General features: G+C 64.7%; 25 protein-coding genes. 5 read left to right on the top strand and 20 right to left on the bottom strand.

All coding sequences use genetic code 11. The features are described 5' to 3' along the window. Positions 1 to 60: 60 nt before the first annotated feature. The 6 genes from DI606_RS15950 to DI606_RS15925 are packed head-to-tail and all read right to left on the bottom strand — an operon-like array spanning position 61 to position 4,196. Positions 61 to 765 (bottom strand): ATP12 family chaperone protein, encoded by a 705-nt coding sequence (locus tag DI606_RS15950; protein ID WP_293984760.1) that lies wholly within the window; start codon positions 763 to 765, stop codon positions 61 to 63. Then, on the bottom strand, positions 762 to 1,019 hold the full coding sequence (locus DI606_RS15945; RefSeq protein ID WP_293984758.1) for a hypothetical protein: 258 nt from the start codon (positions 1,017 to 1,019) through the stop codon (positions 762 to 764). Before DI606_RS15945 ends, DI606_RS15950 begins: the two co-directional genes overlap by 4 nt. Beyond that, positions 1,016 to 1,675, bottom strand: a complete 660-nt coding sequence (locus tag DI606_RS15940) for an HAD-IA family hydrolase (RefSeq protein ID WP_293984756.1) — start codon at positions 1,673 to 1,675, stop codon at positions 1,016 to 1,018. Before DI606_RS15940 ends, DI606_RS15945 begins: the two co-directional genes overlap by 4 nt. Beyond that, the gene (locus DI606_RS15935) at positions 1,672 to 3,027 is read right to left on the bottom strand and encodes an RluA family pseudouridine synthase (RefSeq protein ID WP_293984754.1); all 1,356 of its coding nucleotides are present in this window, start codon (positions 3,025 to 3,027) and stop codon (positions 1,672 to 1,674) included. Before DI606_RS15935 ends, DI606_RS15940 begins: the two co-directional genes overlap by 4 nt. Beyond that, a complete protein-coding gene (gene crcB / locus DI606_RS15930; protein WP_293984752.1) occupies positions 3,024 to 3,410 on the bottom strand; it encodes a fluoride efflux transporter CrcB in 387 nt (128 codons plus the stop codon). The genes DI606_RS15935 and crcB overlap by 4 nt, the downstream gene beginning before the upstream one ends. Before the next feature lie 57 nt (positions 3,411 to 3,467). Then, positions 3,468 to 4,196, bottom strand: coding sequence for a hypothetical protein (locus DI606_RS15925; protein WP_293984750.1), 729 nt, complete (start codon positions 4,194 to 4,196; stop codon positions 3,468 to 3,470). A 160-nt stretch (positions 4,197 to 4,356) separates the two neighbouring features. Here DI606_RS15925 and DI606_RS15920 point away from each other — a divergent pair, with 160 nt between their 5' ends. Both DI606_RS15920 and rarD read left to right on the top strand, forming a co-directional pair. Next, positions 4,357 to 4,578 carry a hypothetical protein gene (locus DI606_RS15920; protein ID WP_293984748.1) on the top strand — a complete coding sequence of 74 codons (222 nt, stop codon included), beginning with the start codon at positions 4,357 to 4,359 and terminating at the stop codon, positions 4,576 to 4,578. Between the two features lie 29 nt (positions 4,579 to 4,607). Further along, the gene (gene rarD / locus DI606_RS15915; protein WP_293984746.1) at positions 4,608 to 5,477 is read left to right on the top strand and encodes an EamA family transporter RarD; all 870 of its coding nucleotides are present in this window, start codon (positions 4,608 to 4,610) and stop codon (positions 5,475 to 5,477) included. Here the strand turns inward: rarD and DI606_RS15910 are convergent. Beyond that, positions 5,474 to 6,805, bottom strand: coding sequence for a dihydroorotase (locus tag DI606_RS15910; RefSeq protein WP_293984744.1), 1,332 nt, complete (start codon positions 6,803 to 6,805; stop codon positions 5,474 to 5,476). The two genes, rarD and DI606_RS15910, sit on opposite strands and share 4 nt — an antisense overlap. 61 nt (positions 6,806 to 6,866) lie before the next feature. Between DI606_RS15910 and DI606_RS15905 the strand changes: the two genes are divergently transcribed. After that, positions 6,867 to 7,604 carry a folate-binding protein gene (locus DI606_RS15905; protein ID WP_293984766.1) on the top strand — a complete coding sequence of 246 codons (738 nt, stop codon included), beginning with the start codon at positions 6,867 to 6,869 and terminating at the stop codon, positions 7,602 to 7,604. Next, entirely contained in the window at positions 7,601 to 8,347 is a 747-nt protein-coding gene (locus DI606_RS15900) for a glutaminyl-peptide cyclotransferase (RefSeq protein WP_293984742.1), read from the top strand. The genes DI606_RS15905 and DI606_RS15900 overlap by 4 nt, the downstream gene beginning before the upstream one ends. Here the strand turns inward: DI606_RS15900 and DI606_RS15895 are convergent. From DI606_RS15895 to lepA, 4 genes are all read right to left on the bottom strand, one after another. After that, positions 8,344 to 9,042 (bottom strand): hypothetical protein, encoded by a 699-nt coding sequence (locus DI606_RS15895; protein WP_293984740.1) that lies wholly within the window; start codon positions 9,040 to 9,042, stop codon positions 8,344 to 8,346. The genes DI606_RS15900 and DI606_RS15895 overlap by 4 nt on opposite strands. A 147-nt stretch (positions 9,043 to 9,189) precedes the next feature. Beyond that, complete coding sequence (locus DI606_RS15890; protein ID WP_293984738.1) at positions 9,190 to 9,576, bottom strand: PH domain-containing protein; 387 nt, start codon at positions 9,574 to 9,576, stop codon at positions 9,190 to 9,192. Between the two features lie 77 nt (positions 9,577 to 9,653). After that, on the bottom strand, positions 9,654 to 10,019 hold the full coding sequence (locus DI606_RS15885; protein ID WP_293984736.1) for a YciI family protein: 366 nt from the start codon (positions 10,017 to 10,019) through the stop codon (positions 9,654 to 9,656). A gap of 64 nt (positions 10,020 to 10,083) precedes the next feature. Continuing rightward, positions 10,084 to 11,889, bottom strand: coding sequence for a translation elongation factor 4 (gene lepA, locus DI606_RS15880; RefSeq protein ID WP_293984734.1), 1,806 nt, complete (start codon positions 11,887 to 11,889; stop codon positions 10,084 to 10,086). 221 nt (positions 11,890 to 12,110) lie between these two features. Between lepA and DI606_RS15875 the strand changes: the two genes are divergently transcribed. Beyond that, a complete protein-coding gene (locus tag DI606_RS15875; protein WP_293984764.1) occupies positions 12,111 to 12,845 on the top strand; it encodes a CsgG/HfaB family protein in 735 nt (244 codons plus the stop codon). Positions 12,846 to 12,885: 40 nt separating this feature from the next. Here DI606_RS15875 and DI606_RS15870 read toward each other — a convergent pair whose 3' ends face one another. The 9 genes from DI606_RS15870 to rpsH all read right to left on the bottom strand — a co-directional run. Continuing rightward, positions 12,886 to 13,926, bottom strand: coding sequence for an acyltransferase (locus tag DI606_RS15870; protein WP_293984732.1), 1,041 nt, complete (start codon positions 13,924 to 13,926; stop codon positions 12,886 to 12,888). 98 nt (positions 13,927 to 14,024) lie between these two features. Beyond that, positions 14,025 to 14,681, bottom strand: a complete 657-nt coding sequence (locus DI606_RS15865) for an adenylate kinase (protein ID WP_293984730.1) — start codon at positions 14,679 to 14,681, stop codon at positions 14,025 to 14,027. Between the two features lie 45 nt (positions 14,682 to 14,726). Next, a complete protein-coding gene (gene secY / locus DI606_RS15860; RefSeq protein WP_293984728.1) occupies positions 14,727 to 16,091 on the bottom strand; it encodes a preprotein translocase subunit SecY in 1,365 nt (454 codons plus the stop codon). A gap of 194 nt (positions 16,092 to 16,285) precedes the next feature. Beyond that, the gene (gene rplO, locus DI606_RS15855; RefSeq protein ID WP_293984726.1) at positions 16,286 to 16,807 is read right to left on the bottom strand and encodes a 50S ribosomal protein L15; all 522 of its coding nucleotides are present in this window, start codon (positions 16,805 to 16,807) and stop codon (positions 16,286 to 16,288) included. Between the two features lie 138 nt (positions 16,808 to 16,945). Next, on the bottom strand, positions 16,946 to 17,125 hold the full coding sequence (gene rpmD / locus DI606_RS15850; RefSeq protein WP_009820648.1) for a 50S ribosomal protein L30: 180 nt from the start codon (positions 17,123 to 17,125) through the stop codon (positions 16,946 to 16,948). A 6-nt stretch (positions 17,126 to 17,131) separates the two neighbouring features. Continuing rightward, the gene (rpsE, locus tag DI606_RS15845) at positions 17,132 to 17,857 is read right to left on the bottom strand and encodes a 30S ribosomal protein S5 (protein ID WP_293984723.1); all 726 of its coding nucleotides are present in this window, start codon (positions 17,855 to 17,857) and stop codon (positions 17,132 to 17,134) included. Positions 17,858 to 17,859: 2 nt separating this feature from the next. After that, positions 17,860 to 18,213, bottom strand: a complete 354-nt coding sequence (rplR, locus tag DI606_RS15840; RefSeq protein ID WP_293984721.1) for a 50S ribosomal protein L18 — start codon at positions 18,211 to 18,213, stop codon at positions 17,860 to 17,862. A 1-nt stretch (position 18,214) separates the two neighbouring features. Continuing rightward, positions 18,215 to 18,748: a 50S ribosomal protein L6 gene (gene rplF / locus DI606_RS15835; RefSeq protein ID WP_293984719.1), complete on the bottom strand. Its 534-nt coding sequence runs from the start codon at positions 18,746 to 18,748 to the stop codon at positions 18,215 to 18,217. Further along, positions 18,748 to 18,924, bottom strand: a 177-nt coding sequence (gene rpsH, locus DI606_RS15830; RefSeq protein WP_293984762.1) for a 30S ribosomal protein S8, incomplete at its 5' end; no start/stop codon positions are given. The genes rpsH and rplF, both read right to left, overlap by 1 nt.

The raw sequence follows: 18,924 nt of genomic DNA, 5'->3' as shown, positions 1-18,924 counted from the left end.
AAAGGGGGATGCGGCGCGCGTCCCTTCCGCTCCATAATGCACGAAGATGCAGGCAGGTTCCTAGTCGTTTCGGTTGCGGCAGAGCGTGCAGAATTGGGCGGCAGTCGCAAAGTCGGCCTGGCGGCGCGCGGATCGGGCAGCGGCCTGCGCATCTTCGCCCCATTGTTCGACCTGCCAGGCTTCGTCGACTTCGGTCGCGTGCCAGACGCTTTGGGCGTCATGGTCGCCCTCGACGACGGCAAGACCGCCGATCAGCGAACCGCCGATGGTGACGAGCGTCGACAGACCGGCCAAGGTGAACGGGTCGAGTGCCAGCACAGCGGCGGCCAGACGTGAGAGGGTTTCTTCGGGCTGCGCCACGGGAATGACCCCCTGTGTTCCCGCGAACGCGACATCGTAGCGTTGCCGCGCCCAGTCGAGCAGCGGGTCCCACGCCGCCGCCTGCCGCGCGACCAGCGCATCGGGCATGTCGGCGCGATAGCAGAGAAGGTCGCTTTGCGCATAGCGAGCGACGGACGCGGCGAAGGCAGCAGGATCGGTCGCCACATGGTCGATCGCCGCATTGGCAAGGCCGGTCATCGGCATGGAACCGGGATCGACGCTGTCCCCCTGCCCGCGCCATTCCTGCGCCACCGCTTCCGCCAGCATGGGCGTTGGCAACGTCAGCAGCGCGCGCGCAGGAGTCCGCACCGGGCGGGCGTCCAGCGCGATCAACCAGCCGTCCTCCTCGCGCGCCACCGCGACATCCGTGTAGAAACGCTTCATTGCGGTGGCCTTTTGCGGAACAGCGCGAGCAGCAGGCGCGGCACGACGACGAACTGGAACAGACCGGTTAGCACCATGATCGTGCCGAACGCCTTCGCCTTGTTGCCCTGCACCCAGGAAAAGCGCTGCGCGATGGCGACGAAGCCGAACATGACGAGGAACGCGCCCGACAGGCGGAAGAGCGAAATCGCGAAGTGCCGCTGGCGCGCGACCTTGTCGGGGTCGACAGGTGGCGGGGGATGTCGGTCGGTCATGCCGCGCCGATATGGCCGCGCAGTTGCGCGCTGTCCATCGCCACGGAATGCGCACCCGCATCGACCAGTTCGGCGGGCGAATGATAGCCCCAGCCGACCCCGAGCGCACGCGTGCCCGCCGCCAGAGCCATGGCGACGTCGAAGCTGGTGTCGCCGATCATGACCGTGGTTTCAGGAGCCGCGCCCGCCTCGGCCATCGCCGCGTGCAGCATGGAGGGGTGCGGTTTCGATGGATGCCGGTCGGCGGTCTGGAGCGTCACGAAACGATGCGTCAGGCCATGATGCTCCAGACAAAGGCCGAGCCCCCTATCGGACTTGCCCGTCGCAACGCCCAGCAGCCATCCTTCGGCATCCAGCGCCGCGATCAGATCGGCAATGCCGGGATAGAGCGGTTCCTGAACGCCCTCCTCCCGCCGCATCGCCTGGAAGGCGAGCTTGTAGCGATCGGCAAGACGATGATGATCGTCGCTGTCGGCATCGGGCAGCAGCCGCGCGATGGCATGGGGCAGCGACAGGCCCACCACCGACAGGATCGCCAGCCGGTCGGGCGGCGGCAGCTTCGCTTCCTCGAAGGTGCGGACCATCGCGGTGCAGATGCCATGCTGACTGTCGACCAGCGTCCCGTCGCAGTCGAAAACGACCAGCCGGTTGGTCATGCCTTGCGCGCGCCACCCCGCGTGCGGCGTTCGCCCTTGCGATCCTTGCGAATCTGCTTGGCGTGCTGACGCGCGGCCTTCTTTTCGTCCTCGCGCGTGGGCGTGCGGTCGATCTCGTCGTCGAGCGGCATGTCGCCCAGCGCAAGGTCGAAGCCGAGGTCGGCAAGACTGTTGGCGAAATGCGCGGGCAGATCGGCGGTCACGTCGACGCGACCGCCGTCGGGATGGTCGACCCGAATGCGGCGGGCGTGCAGGTGCATCTTGCGGCTGATCGTGCCGGAAAGGAACGCTTCCTTGCCGCCATATTTGCCGTCGCCCACGATAGGATGGCCGATCGCCGCCATATGGACACGAAGCTGATGGGTTCGCCCGGTGTAGGGTTGCAGCTCGACCCAGGCGGCTCGATTGCCCGCCCGTTCGATCACGCGATAGCGCGAGCGGGAGGGCAGCCCCTCCTCCTGATCGACGTGCATCTTTTCGCCGCCGGTGCCGGGTTGCTTGGCGATGGGCAGTTCGATCATGCCATCCGCGATGCTGGGCACGCCCATCACCAGAGCCCAGTAGACCTTGCGCGCGGTGCGGCTGGAAAAAGCCTTGGCGAAATGCGCGGCGGCGCGGCTGGTGCGGGCGAGCAGCAGCGCGCCGGACGTGTCCTTGTCCAGCCGATGAACCAGCTTGGGACGGCTTTCGAGATCGTAGAGCAGCGCGTCGAGCAGCTTGTCGACATGCTCGTCGGTTTTGGTCCCGCCCTGCGTGGCGAGGCCGGGCGGCTTGTTGATGACGATGGCCTGACCGTCGCGGTGGACCACCATTTCCTGCGCATAGGCGATCTCGTCCGGTGTCAGATCGACAATGCGAACGCGCTTGGGCTTTTCGGCCGCTTCGGGTTTCTGCTCGGCGGGGGGCACGCGGATCGTCTGCCCTTCGGCGATGCGGTCGCCCGGCGCAGCGCGCGCGCCGTCGACGCGCAGTTGCCCGGTGCGCGACCAGCGCGAGACGAGGTTGAAGCCGACATCGGGCAGATGCCGCTGGAACCAGCGGTCGAGGCGGATGCCGTCGTCGTCCGCGCCGACGCGGAATTGCCGGACATCGAGCGAGACGCCCTTGGCGGGGTTGGATTTCGCCGGCGCAGCCTTGGGAGGCGCCGACTTGGCGGGCGCGGTCTTTGCGGCGGATTTGGCGGCAACGGGCGCACGCGGCTTGAAGGCGGGCTTGCCATCCTTGCGCGGACCTGTGGCATGGCCCTCCTTACGGGGGCCACCAGGCTTGCCGTCCTTGCGCGGACCGGCGGACTTGCGGGCGGGCGCGTCCTTGCGCGGCGCGCTGCCCCGACCGGGGGGACGCCCCTTCACAGCGCCACGCTCCGCATCACGGTAAGGCCCAGCGCCAGCGCGGCAATCGCGCCGACGACCGAGGCGAGCACATAGGCAAGCGCCAACATGGCGTCCCCGCGCTCGATCATCATCATGGTTTCGAGGCTGAAGGATGAAAAAGTGGTGAAGCCGCCGAGCACGCCGACGGCCAGCAGCAACCGCATCGGCTCCCCTCCCGCCGACGATCCGCGCGCCAGCCATCCGGCAAGCAAGCCCATGGCGAACCCGCCGAGGATGTTGACGGCGAACGTGCCCCACGGCCAGGCAGCGCCGGGCATCATGTGGCCGGCGAACCGCCCCATCTGATAGCGCAGCGCTGCCCCTACGGCTCCGCCGCCCATCACGAGAAACAAATTGGTCATGGCATCAGCCCCTATCGCGAATCGGCGCGGGGCGAAAGGCCGCAATCCGTTGCCGCTCTAACGCCCCTTGTCGGCGACGATGTCGACGCTGGTGCGGCCACCGGGCGCGTCGGTGAACAGGATGAAATAGGCTGCGCCGTCCGAACCGCGCGTGCCGCCCAGCACATGGTCGCCCCCCATCACCCGATGCTGGCCGTCATAGCCCGCGCGCCGGGCAACGGTATAATAATAGTCCATCACCGCCTGCCGGGGTGCTGCCGTCACGAAGCTGGCGGCGCGTAGCGTGCAGCCGTCGCTTTCCGCGCCCGCCGCTTCGCTGAGCTGTGCGCCGGGATAGGCGCCGAAGGGTTCGGGCAGGCGCGTGGCCCATTGCGCGCCGTAGACCAGCTTTTTCGCACAACCCGCGTTGCCGCTGTTGCGGGCGAGCGCGCCCAGCGTCGCTGTCGAATCGAGCGCTTCGGCATTGGTCGGCGGCGGCGCGGGCAGCAACTTGCCGCCCGCATTTTTGGCCGCCTGCGCCTGCGCCGCGCGCACGTCCTGCGGCAGGACCGGGACGCCCCCGCCCGGCAAGCGCGGCGTCGAGCGCACGGCATTGCGGTCGGATTGGCCGACGAGTTGCGGATCGACGACGATGGGTTCGGCAAGCGCGCCCTTGACCGCAGGGTCGGCACTGTTGTTCGTCAGCTGCGCATCGAGCGCCGCGAGATTGGCATCCTTGTCACCCTTCCCGCATGCGGCGAGCGCCAGCAGCAGGGCCAAGACCGAACCAGACCGGAAATCCGCCATCCTTCACTCCTTCGTAAACAAGCGATGAAGAACAACCCTTAATTTTGCGTTAGGAAATGTGGTGAATCGATGCCTTTTTATCGAGCGGCGGTCCAGTTCCGGCGCACTGGCCCGCCGCGTCGGCTTGCCCTGCCGATGCGAAGCGGCCATCTAGTCCGTTATGTTCAACATCCTGTCCATCCTCATCGGCCTCGTCACGCTGATCCTGATGATCCCGGCGGTGTTCCCGCTGCTGGGCGCACTCAACTGGATCCTGGTGCCCATGGCGCTGTTCGGCGCTTTGGTCGGCCTCATCTCCTCCAGGACGAGCGGCCAGAATTTTTGCCTGCTGGTCGCCGCGTTCGGCGCGCTGCGCCTGTTCCTGGGCGGGGGGATCATCTGACCGACGCGGAGGACCAGACGCGCAAGGGGATGATCGCAGGCGTCGCGGCCTATGGGCTGTGGGGTCTGCTCCCGCTTTTCTTCCGCCTGCTCCATCACGTCGATCCGACCGAAATCGTGACCCAGCGCGTCATCTGGTCGCTGCTGCTGATCGTCGCGATCCTCGCCGCGCGCAACGCCCTGCGGCCTTTTTTCATCGTGCTCTTAGACCGCAAGCTCGTCCTTCGCCTGGCGCTGTCGGCGGCGTTGATCGCAATCAACTGGCTGACCTACGTCTGGGCGGTCAACAAGGACCATGTGGTAGCGGCGAGCCTGGGCTACTTCCTCAACCCGATGGTCAATGTGACGCTGGGCGTGATCGTCCTGAAGGAGAAGCTGCGCCATCGGCAGGTCGCGGCCATCGCAGTGGCGGCGGTAGGCGTCGCCATCCTTGCCGCATCGGCCCTGACGACGCTGTGGATCAGTCTGACGCTGGCGTTCAGCTTCGCCTTCTACGGGCTGGTGCGCAAGCTGACGCCGGTCGCGCCGATGACCGGGCTGGGCGTCGAAACCGCGCTGTTGACGCCGCCTGCCATCGCCTATCTCTTCTGGGAGGCGGCACATGGCGGTATCGGTTTCGGACAGGACGTGGCGACCAGCAGCCTGCTGGTGCTGGCGGGTGCGGTCACCACGGTGCCGCTGGTCCTGTTCGCAGTCGCGGCGCAGCGGTTGCCCATGTCGACGCTGGGGCTGCTGCAATATCTGGCGCCTACGCTCCAGTTTCTGTGCGGCGTGCTGCTGCTCGGGGAGACGCTGGGAACCGGTCAGATGGTGAGTTTCGGCCTCATCTGGCTGGGCCTCATCTTCTTTGCAGGCGACGGGATCGCCGTCGCCCGCCGCAAGCGGATGGCCCGCGCCTAGCTGAACTGCGTGGCTTCGAACCGCACCGGCTCACCGATGGCGGCGGGTGCGAGCGTGTCTTCCCACATGACCTTGTGCCCCCGAATGATGGTGCCCACCGCCTTGCCGGTCAGGTCCATCCCGTCGAACGGCGACCAGTCGCACCGCGAGGCGAGCCAGTCCTTGCCCACGGTCCATCGTTTCTTGAGGTCGACGACCGTGAAGTCGGCGTCGTAACCGATGGCGATGCGCCCCTTCCCCGTCAGGCCGAACACGCGCTGCGGGCCCGAAGAAGTGAGTTCGATGAAACGGCGCAGCGTCAGCCGCCCCTCCGCCACATGGTTGAGCAGCAGCGGGACGAGCGTCTGGACGCCCGGCATACCGCTGGGCGATCCGGGATAGGGCTTGGCCTTTTCCTCGAGAGTGTGCGGCGCATGGTCGCTGCCCAGTACGTCGGGTACACCCTGGTTCAGCCAGAACCACAGGCCGTCGCGATGCGCGCCGCTGCGGATCGGCGGGTTCATCTGGGCAAAGGTGCCAAGGCGCGGATAGGCGTCCTCCCCCGCGAGCGTCAGATGTTGCGGCGTCACCTCACACGTGGCGATGTCCTTGTTTTGGCCGATATAGTCCAATTCGGCGGGCGTCGTGATGTGCAGGATGTGGATGCGGCGGCGTGCCTTGCGCGCCAGCGCGATGATGCGTTTCGTCGCGATCATCGCGCTTTCGTCGTCGCGCCAGACAGGATGGGACGCTGGATCGCCATCGACTCGCAAATCCTTGCGCGCGTTCATCCGCGCTTCGTCCTCGGCATGGATGGCGACGCGGCGGGTTCCCGATGCCAGGACGCGGGACAGCGCGTCGTCATCGTCGACCAGCAAGCTGCCGGTCGACGCACCCATGAAAATCTTGACGCCCGACGTTCCGGGAATGCGCTCCAGCTCCCTCAACTGTTCGGCATTGTCCGCCGTTGCCCCGACATAAAAGGCATGATCGCACCACATGCGATGATGCGCACGGGCGAGCTTGTCATGGACGCGCTCCGCCGTGTCGGTATTGGGATTGGTGTTGGGCATTTCGAACACGGCTGTGATGCCGCCCAGAACCGCGGCACGGCTGCCCGATTCCAGGTCCTCCTTATGCTCAAGGCCCGGTTCGCGGAAATGAACCTGGCTGTCGATGCAGCCCGGCAGCACGTCGAGGCCCGTGCAGTCGATCGCTTCACCCGCATCGCCCAGTCCCGCGCCGATGGCGACGATCCGGCCGCCGCGTACGCCCACATCCACGCTTTCCGCGCCGCCGGGCGTGTGGACGGTGCCGTTCCTCAGGACAAGGTCGAAGGTCTGGGGCATGGCGGAACTCCTGTGCGGCTGGCGACTTGGCGAATGCGTGCCGCTGTCCTACCTAAAGGCGATGACCGGCACCACCCTCACCGACCGCGCGATCCTACGAATTTCTGGCGAGGAGGCGCGACCCTTCCTCCAAGGATTGTTGACACGCGACGTGCTGACGCTGGCGGAAGGGCAGCCGCGTTGGGCGGGATTGCTGACACCGCAGGGCAAGGCGCTGTTCGACTTCATCCTGTGGGCCGACGGTGACGACGTGCTTGTCGATTGCGAGGCGGCGCAGGCCGACCTGCTGGCGAAAAGGCTGACGCTCTACCGTCTGCGGCGCAAGGTGACGATCGCAAGGGACGACGCCTTGGCGGTGCACTGGTCCTCCGATGCGGACGGGAAGCCGTTCGATCCGCGCCTTTCCTCGCTCGGCCATCGCTGGCTGGATGCGCCCGGCGACGGCGACGCGTCACCCGCCTTCCGCGCGCACCGACTGGCGCTGGGTGTGTTCGAGGGTGTCGGCGAACTGGGACAGGACGCAATATTGTGGCTGGAGGCCAATGCCGAGGAACTGCACGGCGTCGATTACGACAAGGGCTGCTATGTCGGGCAAGAGAATACTGCGCGGATGCATTACCGCAACAAGGTGAGCCGGCGGCTGGTGGCCGTTCCGTTGGAGCGGGCAGACGAAAAACGGCAACGCGCCGCCCTGCCCGACCTTGGCCTGTCCATCGAATTGCGCCGCGTCGACACGCTCGACCCGGCCAGCGCCCCTGCTTGGCTTGCGCCTGCCCTCGCAGCGTCGGTGGCGGAATGAAGCGGGCGCTGCTCGCGATCGCGTGCATCTTTGGCCTTGCCGCGCCGGCCCATGCCGATACGCCGTGGACTCTGGTAAAGACCTATCCGCACGATCCGGGCGCTTTTACCGAGGGACTCTTCTATCTCGACGGCGCGCTCTACGAAAGCACGGGGCTGGAGGGGCGGTCCGACATCCGCAAGGTCGCTCTGAAAACCGGCAAGGTGCTTGAGCGGCGCGCGCTCGACAGCCGTTATTTCGGGGAGGGGATCGTCAACTGGAAGGACCGCATCGTCAGCCTTACCTGGCGGCACCGGCAGGGGTTCGTCTGGTCGCTGGCCGGTTTCCGTCCTTTGTCCGGCTTCCGGTACGAAGGCGAAGGATGGGCGCTGACGCAGGACGGGCGGCATATCATCATGAGCGACGGGACGGCGCAGCTACGCTTCCTCGATCCCGATACGCTGGCGGAAACGCGGCGCATCACCGTGACATGGAACGGGCGTCCGGTCGACCGCCTCAACGAACTGGAATATGTGCGCGGCGAGGTGTGGGCCAATATCTGGTACGACACGAAGATCGCCCGGATCGATCCGGGGACCGGGGCCGTGATCGACTGGATCGACATCGCCGCGCTCAAGAAGGCGGCGGGCGCCAGCGACAGCGAAGCGGTGGCGAACGGCATCGCCTACGACGCGGCGAGCGATCGCGTCTTCGTGACCGGCAAATACTGGCCCAAGCTGTTCGAGATCAGGGTGAGGCGTTAAAGCTCCAGCCCGATCAGCGTCCCGCTGCCGATCCGATCGATATAGCGTTTGCCGTCGATTTCCAGCCAGTCGGGCGTGATTTCGAGCCTTCGCCCTTTCATCGTCGTGCGCAGATGCTCCACCGCGATGCGGTTGCGCGCGACGACGCGCAGGACGCACAAGCCATCGCCGCGCGTCGCCATCATCGAATAGCGGTCGCCCCGCAGCAGGAAATGCCAGCTGCCGTTGGGCATCCATTCGTTGCCGTCCACGATCTGTTCGGGCTGACCGTCGATCCCACCCAGCCTGACGCTGATACGTGTCGCGCCATTGGTGCGGCGGGGCGGCGCGAAGATCAGGATCGGCTCACCTTCCAGCGTGATCGGAATCGGCGTATCGCGCAGCAACCGCGACCCCCCGATGACAAGGTGCGGCAGCTCTGCCGAAAAGGGCAGTCGATCGCGCGCGAAATGACGCTGGCGCACCACCGGGTTGGCGTGGAAGCTGTGTACCTGCGTCGCGGTCAGCCGCCCCTCCTCGACCAGGCCGTGACAGGTAGGACATAGCAATGTCCCGTCCGGCCCGTCCGGCAGGCCGAGATAGCGGTAAATGGTCACACCGCAGCGCACGCAGGCAAAGCCGCAGGCCTGACGGATCGCCGCACGTTCCTCCGCCGTCAAATCGGGCAGGGACGGCATCACTCGCAAGCCAACCATGGCGACACCCCTTTTCAGCGCCGTCCACACCTTTGTGAACGAACGGTCCTGACATGGCGTCCTCTTGCGTGTGGGGGGCTCGACCGACCCCCTGCATACATATCGTTGAAATAAATGGCCCGCTGTCAAGGGGCGCGGAGAAATTGTCTAACGCTGGGGCAGCAGATCGAGGTTGCGCGATGCCGCGAGCGCACGGATGCGGTCGGGCCGCGGCATGTTGCGAATGGCGATTTCAGCCATATCGCCCGCGCTGAACAACTCGACATGGCCGACCCCGAACAGGCGCTGCGACAGGGTCTGGGTGATCCGCACCGACCGGATCGAGGACAGAGCGATTTCGGTCCGCTGCTTGGACAGGATACCGCGCTCCATCAGCACCTCGCGGTCGGACAGCGCAAGCCGCTCGCCCTTGCACCGAAGCCACCAGACCGCGATGGCCAGGATGCCCACGACCGACACGAGCAACAGCAGGAACAACAGCGGATTGGCGCGGAACATCGCGGGATGTTCGTCATACAGCCAGATATCGCTCACGCCGCCTCCCTTGTTGCGCGCCACAGGTCGCGACTATCATCACGCCCCTGCCGGGGCGTCAAGCCGCGCGGCCAGGTTCAGGAAAGATCGTCTGCTTCGTAGAAGGGGCGTATCTCGATCTCGCTGGCGCTGGGGCCGGGCATGGGATTGGGGCAGCGCCGGGCCCAGGCGACGGCCTCGTCCATGTCGGCGACATTCCATATCCAGTAGCCCGCGACCTGTGCGCCTGCCGGCAGGAACGGGCCGTCGATCACGCATCGCTCTATACCGTCGAACGCGATGCGTTTGGCCAGGGATGTGGGTTTCAGACCATCGGCCGCGACCAGCACGCCAGCCGCTTTCAGCGCATCGTTGAAGCGGCCCATTGCCGCCATCATGGCAGCGTCGACGGTCCCGCCTGCCTCGCTGCCCTGCGTCGCCTTGACCAGCACCATGACCCGCATGTCCGCCCCCCTTTCGCTCGACAGTGCGAAGGTTACAGATTGTGAGCGCCGAACGAAGCTGCGTTCAATTCTCGTCACCCATGCGCAGCGCGGCGATGAAAGCCTCCTGCGGGATCTGCACGCTGCCATATTCGCGCATCCGCTTCTTGCCTTCCTTCTGCTTGTCGAGCAGCTTCTTCTTGCGGCTGATGTCGCCGCCATAGCATTTGGCGGTCACGTCCTTGCGCATCGCCGCGATGGTTTCGCGCGCGATCACCTTGCCGCCGATCGCCGCCTGGATCGGAATCTTGAACAGGTGCCGGGGGATGAGATCCTTCAGCCGCTCGCACATATGCCGCCCGCGCGCCTCGGCGGCGGATCGGTGGACGATCATGCTGAGCGCATCGACCGGCTCGTTGTTGACGAGAATGCTCATCTTGACGAGGTCGCCCTCGCGCGTGCCGATCTGATGATAGTCGAAGCTCGCATAGCCGCGGCTGATCGACTTCAGCCGGTCGTAGAAGTCGAACACGACTTCGTTCAGCGGCAGTTCGTATGTCACCTGTGCGCGGCCGCCTACATAGGTCAGGTTCTTCTGGATGCCGCGCCGGTCCTGGCAGAGCTTGAGGATCGATCCCAGATATTCGTCGGGGCAATAGATCACCGCCTCGATCCAGGGTTCCTCGATCATCTCGATATGATTGGGATCGGGCATGTCGGCAGGATTGTGCAGATGCCTGACCGATCCGTCCCGCATATGCATGTCGTACACGACCGACGGCGCGGTGGTGATAAGGTCGAGGTCATATTCGCGGGTCAGCCGTTCCTGGATGATCTCCAGATGAAGAAGGCCCAGGAATCCGCAGCGGAAGCCGAAGCCCAGCGCCGCCGACGTTTCCATCTCGAACGAGAAGCTGGCGTCGTTGAGCCGCAGCTTGCTGATCGAATCGCGCAGTTTCTCGAAGTCGTTGGCGTCGACCGGGAAAAGGCCGCAGAACACCACCGGCTGCACTTCCTTGAAGCCGGGCAACGGCGCCTTCGCCGGGTTCTTGACCGTGGTGATGGTGTCGCCGACGCGGGTCTGGCTGATGTCCTTGATCTGCGCTGTGATGAAGCCGATCTCGCCCGGCCCCAGTTCCGGCAACGCCTCGATCTTGGGCCGCATACAGCCCACGCGGTCGATCAAATGCTCGGTGCCGCCGACCATGAACTTGATGTTCTGGCCCTTCCTGATGACGCCGTTCATCACGCGCACCAGAATGACGACGCCCAGATAGGGGTCGTACCAGCTGTCGACCAGCATCGCTTCGAGCGGGGCGTCGCGGTCGCCCTTGGGCGGCGGAATCCGGGCGACGATGTCTTCCAGCACCTCGTCGATGCCGATGCCCGATTTCGCCGACGCCAGCACCGCCTGCGATGCGTCGAGCCCGATCACCTCCTCGATCTCGGCGCGCACCTTTTCAGGCTCCGCTGCGGGCAGGTCGATCTTGTTGAGGACAGGCACGATCTCATGATCGTGCTCGATCGACTGGTAGACGTTGGCGAGTGTCTGCGCCTCGACCCCCTGCGCTGCGTCAACGACCAGCAACGCGCCCTCGCAGGCGGCGAGCGACCGGCTCACCTCATAGGCGAAATCGACGTGCCCCGGCGTGTCCATGAGGTTGAGTTCGTAGGTTTCGCCGTTCTTCGCGACATAATCGAGGCGCACGGTCTGCGCCTTGATGGTGATGCCGCGCTCCTTTTCGATATCCATGTTGTCGAGCACCTGCGCACTCATTTCGCGATCGGTAAGGCCCCCGGTGCGCTGGATCAGGCGGTCGGCCAGGGTCGATTTGCCATGGTCGATATGCGCGATGATGGAAAAATTGCGGATATGCGAAAGATCGGTCATCGCGCGCCGATAGCAGGGCTTTGCACGCTTGTCAGTACGGTGGAATCGGCATTGGCGCCATGCTATGACGCATGCGTAACAGCATGGTCACATCACCGGCTGATGAACGGACACGCAACTGCAAAGAATGGGGATTTGAATCAATGATGAAGACGGTTTCCGCGCTGCTGGCGACGGTGGCGGTGACGGCTGTGCCTGCCGCGACCATCGCGCAGACGAACATGAGTTCGTCGGGCAAGACCTACAAGGACGGCACGACCAAGGGCGCGTCCTCGGGTCGGCGCGATCAGGAACGCGCGACGCAGGAAATTCCGGTCTGCACGCGCAATTTGGGCACCGTCGCCATCGTCGAACCTGATAACCAGTGGTGGCGCGAACTCAATCTGGGCAGCCCGGAAGCGATCCTCAAAGTCTTCATCCAACAGTCGGGCTGCTTCCGCATGGTCAATCGAGGTCGCGCGATGCAAAGCCGCGCCATGGAGCGCGCGATGGCGGATTCGGGCGAGCTTCAAGCAGGATCGAACCTGGGCAAAGGTCAGGTCAAGGCGGCGGATTATTATCTGGAGCCGGACATTGTTTCGTCCAACCGCAATTCGGGCGGCGGCGGCATCGGCGGCGCGCTGGGCGGCCTGATGGGCGGCTTTGGCGGCGCGATCCTGGGCGGCCTCAACATCAAGAAGAAGGAAGCGAACGTCACGCTCTCGATCGTGAACGCACGCACGACCGAAGAGGAAGCGCTCACCGAAGGCTATGCGCGCAAGACCGACATCGGCTTTGGCGGCGGCGCGGGCGGTGGCTGGTGGGGCGGCTTCGCGGCGGCGGGTGGCAGCGGCTACCAGAACACCGAAATCGGACAGGTGATCGTGCTCGCCTACCTCGACGCCTATCGCAAGCTTGTAACCCAACTCGGGGGATTGCCGCAGAATGCGGCGGCGGCGGCCCCGGTCGCGAAATAAGACCGACATATGGGGCGGGTGCCAAGGCGTCCGCCCCCTCTCAGTGCGCGAGGCCGCTGCCGAATGACGCTGCGGCTCCGCGCCGTCGTCCCTTCCACCATACCAGAATCGCTTCGGCGGCGGGGCGTTCGACAAGGCGGTTGATGACCGTCCCCAGCGTCAGGGCAATAAGAAAAGCCGCGAAGAAGGCGACCCATGGGCTGTATCCGGCCCGCGCCATCTCCAGCATGACGACGAAGCCGATATGCTGGTGGATCAGGTAGAAAGAATAGCTGATCCCGCCCATCCAAACCAGCGGGCGCAGCGCCAGGAAGCGCAGCCGCCCGTGGATCATCGCCACGAACAGAGCCACCATGAGCAGCCCCATCGCCACGATATCGACCGTATCGACGATGGCGATGGAAAGGATCGCCAGCAGAGCGACCGGGACCTGCTGCATCAGGCGCCTCTGCCCCGACCAGACCCGGTGGGCGAGCATCCCCAGCACGAAAAAAGGCACATAACGCAACGCCAGCAGCATGACGATGCGCTCGGGCATGTCGGGCCACAGCCACCAGAGCCAGCGCAAGGCCAGCCATCCCGCCAGCACCGGCTCCAGGCGGCGAGTACCGCCGCAGGTCCAGATCGCCGCCATGCAGACATAAAAGGCAATCTCAACCGTCAGCGTCCAATAAGCGCCATCGACTTCAGGAATGAACGCGAACCCCTGAAGCATCGTCACATTGGCGAGGATGGCGAGCGGCCCGATCAGCAAGCGCGTGGCGTGGTCCGCATATTCGACCGCCAGCGTCACCAGCATCGCGACCAGATAGGCGGGATAAAGCCGCGCAAACCGATTGACGATGAAATCGGCAAGCGAGCCGATCCGGTCCAGCGTGAAGAAGATCGCGAAACCGGAAATGGTGAAGAACAGCAGCACCCGGTAATTGCCGCCGGGAAAGCTGAAGGGAACGTGCGCCGCCTGCGGAAACAGTTCGTGGAAGCGAGTCGAATAATGGAAGACGAGCGCGCATAACGCACCGATGCCGCGCAGGGCGTCCAGTTCCGTCAACCGGCCTCGGGAATGCGGCGATGCGACCATCGACGCTCCCTTAGCATCCTGCGGGCAACGAAAGGGTTAAGATCGGCCTCGATATGAAGCGATCGGCATATTCGGAACGCCGATCGCTATATTAAGGGTCAAGCGGTCGGGCCGTCAAGAACGGCAGCAATCGCAGCCGCCACGTCTTCCATGTCGGCCATGCCGTCAACCCGCGACACGATGCCGCGCGATTCGTAGATCGGAAGGATCGGCGCTGTCTTGGCACGATATTCGGCCATGCGAGTGCGCACGGTTTCCTCGTTGTCGTCAGGTCGACGCTTGAACTCATGCCCGTGGCACTTGTCGCATTCGCCCTCTTTCGCGGGCAGTTTGAAGCGGTCATGATAACCTGCGCCGCAGTTGGCGCAGGTGAAACGCCCGGTGATGCGTTCCACCAGCGCGTCTTCGTCGACTTCCAATTCGATCACATGATCGAGCGTGCGCCCGCGTGCGGACAGGATCGTGTCGAGGGAATGCGCCTGCGCTTCGGTGCGGGGATAGCCATCGAAGATACCCCCGGTGCCAGCATCCAGCGCGTCGAGCGCCTCGCCAATAATGCCCGACACGATCTCGTCGGACACCAGTTCGCCCGCTTCCATCACCGCCTTGGCCTTGAGACCCACGGGCGTGCCCGCCTTGACCGCCGCGCGCAGCATGTCGCCGGTCGACAGTTGCACCATGCCACGTGTGTCCACCAAACGTGTCGCCTGCGTGCCCTTCCCGGCACCCGGAGGGCCAAGCAAGATGATGTTCATTGCGCGCATTCTCCCCTTTAGCTTGCGCTTTGTGTAAGCCCGCCTTTAGCGAAGTCGACCCTTGAGCTTCGCCTTGCGGATGAGATCGCCATATTGATGCGCGAGCAGGTGGCTTTGAATCTGCGTCACGGTATCGACCGTCACGTTGACCACGATGAGCAGGCTCGTCCCTCCCAGGTAGAAGGGAATGCCCGCCCGTGCGATGGCGAATTCCGGCACAAGGCAGATGAACGCCAGATAGGCCGCGCCGATCACCGTGATGCGCGTCAGCACATAATCGAGGTAATTCTCGGTGTTCTTGCCCGGACGAATGCCGGGGATGAAGCCACCGTTGCGCTTGAGGTTGTCCGCCGTCTCTTCGGGATTGAACACCACAGCCGTGTAGAAAAAGCAGAAGAAGACGATGCCGAGTCCGTAGAGGCCCATATAGACCGGGCTGCCGTGCGACAAATACTGGTTCAGCGTCAGCACGAAATCGCCCATCCGGCTTTCGCCCGCGACGGTGCGACCCGCAAATTGGGAGATGGTCAGCGGCATCAACAACAGCGAACTGGCGAAGATCGGAGGAATGACGCCGGCAGTGTTCACCTTGAGCGGCAGATGGCTGCGGTCCGCCTGCATCAGCCCCTGTCGGGTCTGCCGCTTGGGATACTGGATCAGGACCCGGCGCTGTGCGCGCTCCATGAAGCAGATCAGCAGGATCAGGCCCAATGCCATGATGATGACGAGCATGATGAGCAGGCCGGAGATCGACCCTTCGCTACCGGACTTGAAAAGATTGCTCAGCGTTACCGGCAGCTGTGCGACGATGCCCGCCATGATGATGAGCGATGTGCCGTTGCCGATCCCGCGCGAGGTGATCTGCTCGCCCAGCCACATCAGGAACATCGTGCCGCCGATCAGCGAGATCACGGCGGTTATGCGGAACAGCAGGCCGGGATCGACGACCGCCTGAAGCCCCTGTTGCGCACCGAAGCCTTCAAGCCCGACCGCGATGAAATAGCCCTGCACCGCAGTCAGGCCCACCGTCCCGTACCGGGTATATTGGTTGAGCTTCTTGCGCCCGCTTTCGCCTTCCTTCTTGATCGCGGCAAGCTGCGGCGACAGGCTGGCGCCAAGCTGCACCACGATCGAGGCCGTGATGTAGGGCATCACGCCGAGCGCGATGAGGCTCATGCGCGAGAGCGAACCGCCCGAGAAAGTATTGAAGATGTCGAGGATGCCGCCATTCGTCTGGCTGTAAAGCTGCGAAAGGGCAGTCGGATCGACGCCGGGCAGCGGCACGAAGCTGAGGAAGCGGAACACGATCAGCGCGCCGAGCGTAAACCACAGGCGCTTCTTGAGGTCGGTGGCCTGGCTGAACTTGGCGAGGCTGAGATTGGATGCGAGCTGGTCGGCTCTCGATGCCATGGTGGCTGCCCTTCAAATCACACATGCCGCAGAAACGGGTCTGCTGGCCGGAATCGCTCACCCCCTTAGCGGGGTGGATCGGTCCTGTCGAACGGGAGTTGTCACAGAAGCGACAAGAGGTTTGCCCCCGAAACACAAGACCCCGCCGACCCATATCGGGCAGCGGGGCCATGCTTGCAAGTCGTGCAGGCGCCTTACGCCTTCTTGGCGGCCTTGGCGCTGCCCTTCTTGGCGGCGGCCTTTTCAGCGGCGGGGACGACGGCGATCACCTCGACCTTGCCACCGGTCTTCTCGACCGCTTCGATCGCGCCCTTAGACGCACCGGAGACGAGCAGGTTCACCTTCGCGGTCAGTTCGCCCTTGCCCAGCAGACGCACGCCGTCCTTGCCGCCACGGGCAAGAGCGGCAGCCTTGAGAGCCGCATGGTCGATGGTGGCGTTCGCGTCCAGCTTGCCGGCGTCGATCGCCTTCTGGACGGCGCCCAGGTTCACGATGGCGTAATCCTTGGCAAAGATGTTGTTGAAGCCGCGCTTCGGCAGACGCATGTGGAGCGGCATCTGGCCACCCTCGAAGCCGTTGATGCTGACGCCCGAACGTGCCTTGGCACCCTTCTGGCCGCGACCGGCGGTCTTGCCTTTGCCCGAGCCGATACCGCGGCCCACGCGCATCCGGCCCTTGCGGGCACCGGCATTGTCGTTGAGTTCGTTGAGCTTCATGATGTGCACTCGCTTTCGCTATGTTCGCGCAGCCCCTTGCCGGGGCGACTGGAAACGGAACGGTGGCTTATCCCCGTCCCCTAAAAAACGAAAGAGGGGTTGCCCCCTCTTCCGCCTGTTCATTCGTGGGAGGAAGGCTTAGCCTTCTACCACTTCCACCATATGCGGCAGCTTCTTGATCGCACCGCGGACTTCCGCCGTGTCTTCGAGCTCCACCACGCGGTGCATCTTGCCAAGGCCGAGGCCGATCAGAATCTTCTTCTGGCTTTCGGGACGACGGATCGGCGAGCCGATCTGCTTGATCTTGATGGTTGCCATGTCCTGTTACTCCGCAATCGCTTCGGCGTCGGCCTGCGCGACGTCGGCAGCGGCCCCGCCGCGGCGCAGAAGGTCGGCGACCTTCTTGCCGCGACGCTGCGCCACCGACTTCGGGCTGGTCTGCTCGCCCAGTGCCGCAAAGGTCGCACGGATCATGTTATAGGGGTTCGACGTGCCGTTCGACTTCGTCACGACGTCCGCGACGCCGAGGCTTTCGAACACGGCGCGCATCGGACCGCCCGCGATGATGCCCGTACCGGCCGGAGCCGACCGCACGGTCACCTTGCCCGCACCGAAGTGGCCAAGGCCATCATGGTGCAGGGTGCGGCCTTCCTTCAGGGGAACTCGAACCATCGCCTTCTTGGCCGAAGCGGTCGCCTTGCTGATCGCTTCGGGCACTTCACGCGCCTTGCCATGACCAAAGCCGACCCGACCCTTGCCGTCACCCACGACGACCAGAGCGGCGAAGCCGAAGCGCTTACCGCCCTTGACGGTCTTCGAGACGCGGTTGATGTGAACCAGCTTCTCGATCAGCTCCTCGCCCTGCTCCTCGTCACGGTTTCCACCGCGACGGTCGTCGCGACGGCCACGGCCGCCCCGCTCGCCACGATTGCGATCGCCGCCACCGCGGTTGCCACGGCCACGGCCGGGACCACGATTTTCGGTCTGCTCGCCGCCTTCGACGGCTGCGGGTGCACCCGCCTGCGACTGGATTTCGTTTTCGTCAGCCATGATCAGAACTCCAGCCCGCCTTCGCGGGCGGCATCGGCAAGCGCTTTCACGCGGCCATGGAACAGGAAGCCACCGCGGTCGAACACGACCTTGGTGACGCCGGCAGCAGTCGCCGCAGCGGCGACGCGCTTGCCGACTTCGGCAGCAGCTTCGGCAGTCGCACCGGTCTTGCCGCGCACATCCTTTTCCAAGGTCGATGCAGCAGCGACGGTCTTGCCGGCGGCGTCATCGATGACCTGGGCGTAGATGTGACGACCCGAGCGGTGAACGCTAAGGCGTGGCTTGTGACCGGCGACCGCCTTGAGTGCGGTGCGGACGCGGCGACGACGCCGCGCGAAGAGGGAGAGCTTTGCCATCTTACTTCTTCTTCCCTTCCTTGCGGAAGATGAACTCGCCGTCATACTTGATGCCCTTGCCCTTATAGGGTTCGGGCTTACGCCAGCGACGGATTTCGGCGGCCACCTGGCCTACCTGCTGCTTGTCGATGCCGCTGATCTCGACCGTGGTGTTATCCGGGGTCTTGATCTCGATGCCTTCCGGCACTGCGAAATCGACGTCGTGCGAATAGCCAAGCTGCAGCTTGAGCGTCTTGCCCTGCGCATTGGCGCGGTAGCCCACGCCGGTGATGAGCAGCTTCTTAGAGAAGCCCTCGGTCACGCCGGTGATGAGGTTCTGAACCAGCGTACGCTGCATGCCCCAGAACGCACGCGCGCGCTTGGTGTCGTTGGCGGGCTGAAGGGCAATTTTGCCCTCCTCGACGCTGTAGCTGACTTCGTCGGCCAGCGGCATGGCGAGGGTGCCCTTGGGCCCCTTCACCGACAGCTGCCCGTCAGCGATGGATGCGGTCACGCCCGAAGGCACGGTGACCGGCTTCTTACCGGTGCGGCTCATCAGAACACCTCCGCGAGCACTTCGCCGCCGACATTCTGTTCGCGCGCTTCGGCGTCGGACAGAACGCCCTTGGGCGTCGAGACTATGGTGATGCCAAGGCCATTGCGCACGATCGGCAGTTCCTTGGAACCCGAATAGACGCGGCGGCCAGGCTTGGACACGCGGGCGACATGCTT

Source organism: Sphingobium sp., assembly GCF_003248505.1.
GTDB lineage: Bacteria > Pseudomonadota > Alphaproteobacteria > Sphingomonadales > Sphingomonadaceae > Sphingobium.
This window is presented reverse-complemented; position numbering and strand designations above follow the sequence as displayed.

Excerpts from the sequence above, each read along its gene's own strand:
- rplR (WP_293984721.1), bottom strand. The coding sequence starts at position 18,213 with ATGGCAAAGCTCTCCCTCTTCGCGCGGCGTCGTCGCCGCGTCCGCACC.
- DI606_RS15885 (WP_293984736.1), bottom strand. The coding sequence starts at position 10,019 with ATGCGGGTCATGGTGCTGGTCAAGGCGACGCAGGGCAGCGAGGCAGGC.
- crcB (WP_293984752.1), bottom strand. The coding sequence starts at position 3,410 with ATGACCAATTTGTTTCTCGTGATGGGCGGCGGAGCCGTAGGGGCAGCG.
- DI606_RS15875 (WP_293984764.1), top strand. The coding sequence starts at position 12,111 with ATGAGTTCGTCGGGCAAGACCTACAAGGACGGCACGACCAAGGGCGCG.
- rarD (WP_293984746.1), top strand. The coding sequence starts at position 4,608 with ATGATCGCAGGCGTCGCGGCCTATGGGCTGTGGGGTCTGCTCCCGCTT.
- rpmD (WP_009820648.1), bottom strand. The coding sequence starts at position 17,125 with ATGGCAACCATCAAGATCAAGCAGATCGGCTCGCCGATCCGTCGTCCC.
- DI606_RS15950 (WP_293984760.1), bottom strand. The coding sequence starts at position 765 with ATGAAGCGTTTCTACACGGATGTCGCGGTGGCGCGCGAGGAGGACGGC.
- lepA (WP_293984734.1), bottom strand. The coding sequence starts at position 11,889 with ATGACCGATCTTTCGCATATCCGCAATTTTTCCATCATCGCGCATATC.
- DI606_RS15945 (WP_293984758.1), bottom strand. The coding sequence starts at position 1,019 with ATGACCGACCGACATCCCCCGCCACCTGTCGACCCCGACAAGGTCGCG.
- rplO (WP_293984726.1), bottom strand. The coding sequence starts at position 16,807 with ATGAAGCTCAACGAACTCAACGACAATGCCGGTGCCCGCAAGGGCCGG.
- DI606_RS15920 (WP_293984748.1), top strand. The coding sequence starts at position 4,357 with ATGTTCAACATCCTGTCCATCCTCATCGGCCTCGTCACGCTGATCCTG.
- DI606_RS15865 (WP_293984730.1), bottom strand. The coding sequence starts at position 14,681 with ATGAACATCATCTTGCTTGGCCCTCCGGGTGCCGGGAAGGGCACGCAG.
- DI606_RS15910 (WP_293984744.1), bottom strand. The coding sequence starts at position 6,805 with ATGCCCCAGACCTTCGACCTTGTCCTGAGGAACGGCACCGTCCACACG.
- DI606_RS15940 (WP_293984756.1), bottom strand. The coding sequence starts at position 1,675 with ATGACCAACCGGCTGGTCGTTTTCGACTGCGACGGGACGCTGGTCGAC.
- rplF (WP_293984719.1), bottom strand. The coding sequence starts at position 18,748 with ATGAGCCGCACCGGTAAGAAGCCGGTCACCGTGCCTTCGGGCGTGACC.
- DI606_RS15870 (WP_293984732.1), bottom strand. The coding sequence starts at position 13,926 with ATGGTCGCATCGCCGCATTCCCGAGGCCGGTTGACGGAACTGGACGCC.
- DI606_RS15900 (WP_293984742.1), top strand. The coding sequence starts at position 7,601 with ATGAAGCGGGCGCTGCTCGCGATCGCGTGCATCTTTGGCCTTGCCGCG.
- DI606_RS15905 (WP_293984766.1), top strand. The coding sequence starts at position 6,867 with ATGACCGGCACCACCCTCACCGACCGCGCGATCCTACGAATTTCTGGC.
- secY (WP_293984728.1), bottom strand. The coding sequence starts at position 16,091 with ATGGCATCGAGAGCCGACCAGCTCGCATCCAATCTCAGCCTCGCCAAG.
- DI606_RS15895 (WP_293984740.1), bottom strand. The coding sequence starts at position 9,042 with ATGGTTGGCTTGCGAGTGATGCCGTCCCTGCCCGATTTGACGGCGGAG.
- rpsE (WP_293984723.1), bottom strand. The coding sequence starts at position 17,857 with ATGGCTGACGAAAACGAAATCCAGTCGCAGGCGGGTGCACCCGCAGCC.
- DI606_RS15925 (WP_293984750.1), bottom strand. The coding sequence starts at position 4,196 with ATGGCGGATTTCCGGTCTGGTTCGGTCTTGGCCCTGCTGCTGGCGCTC.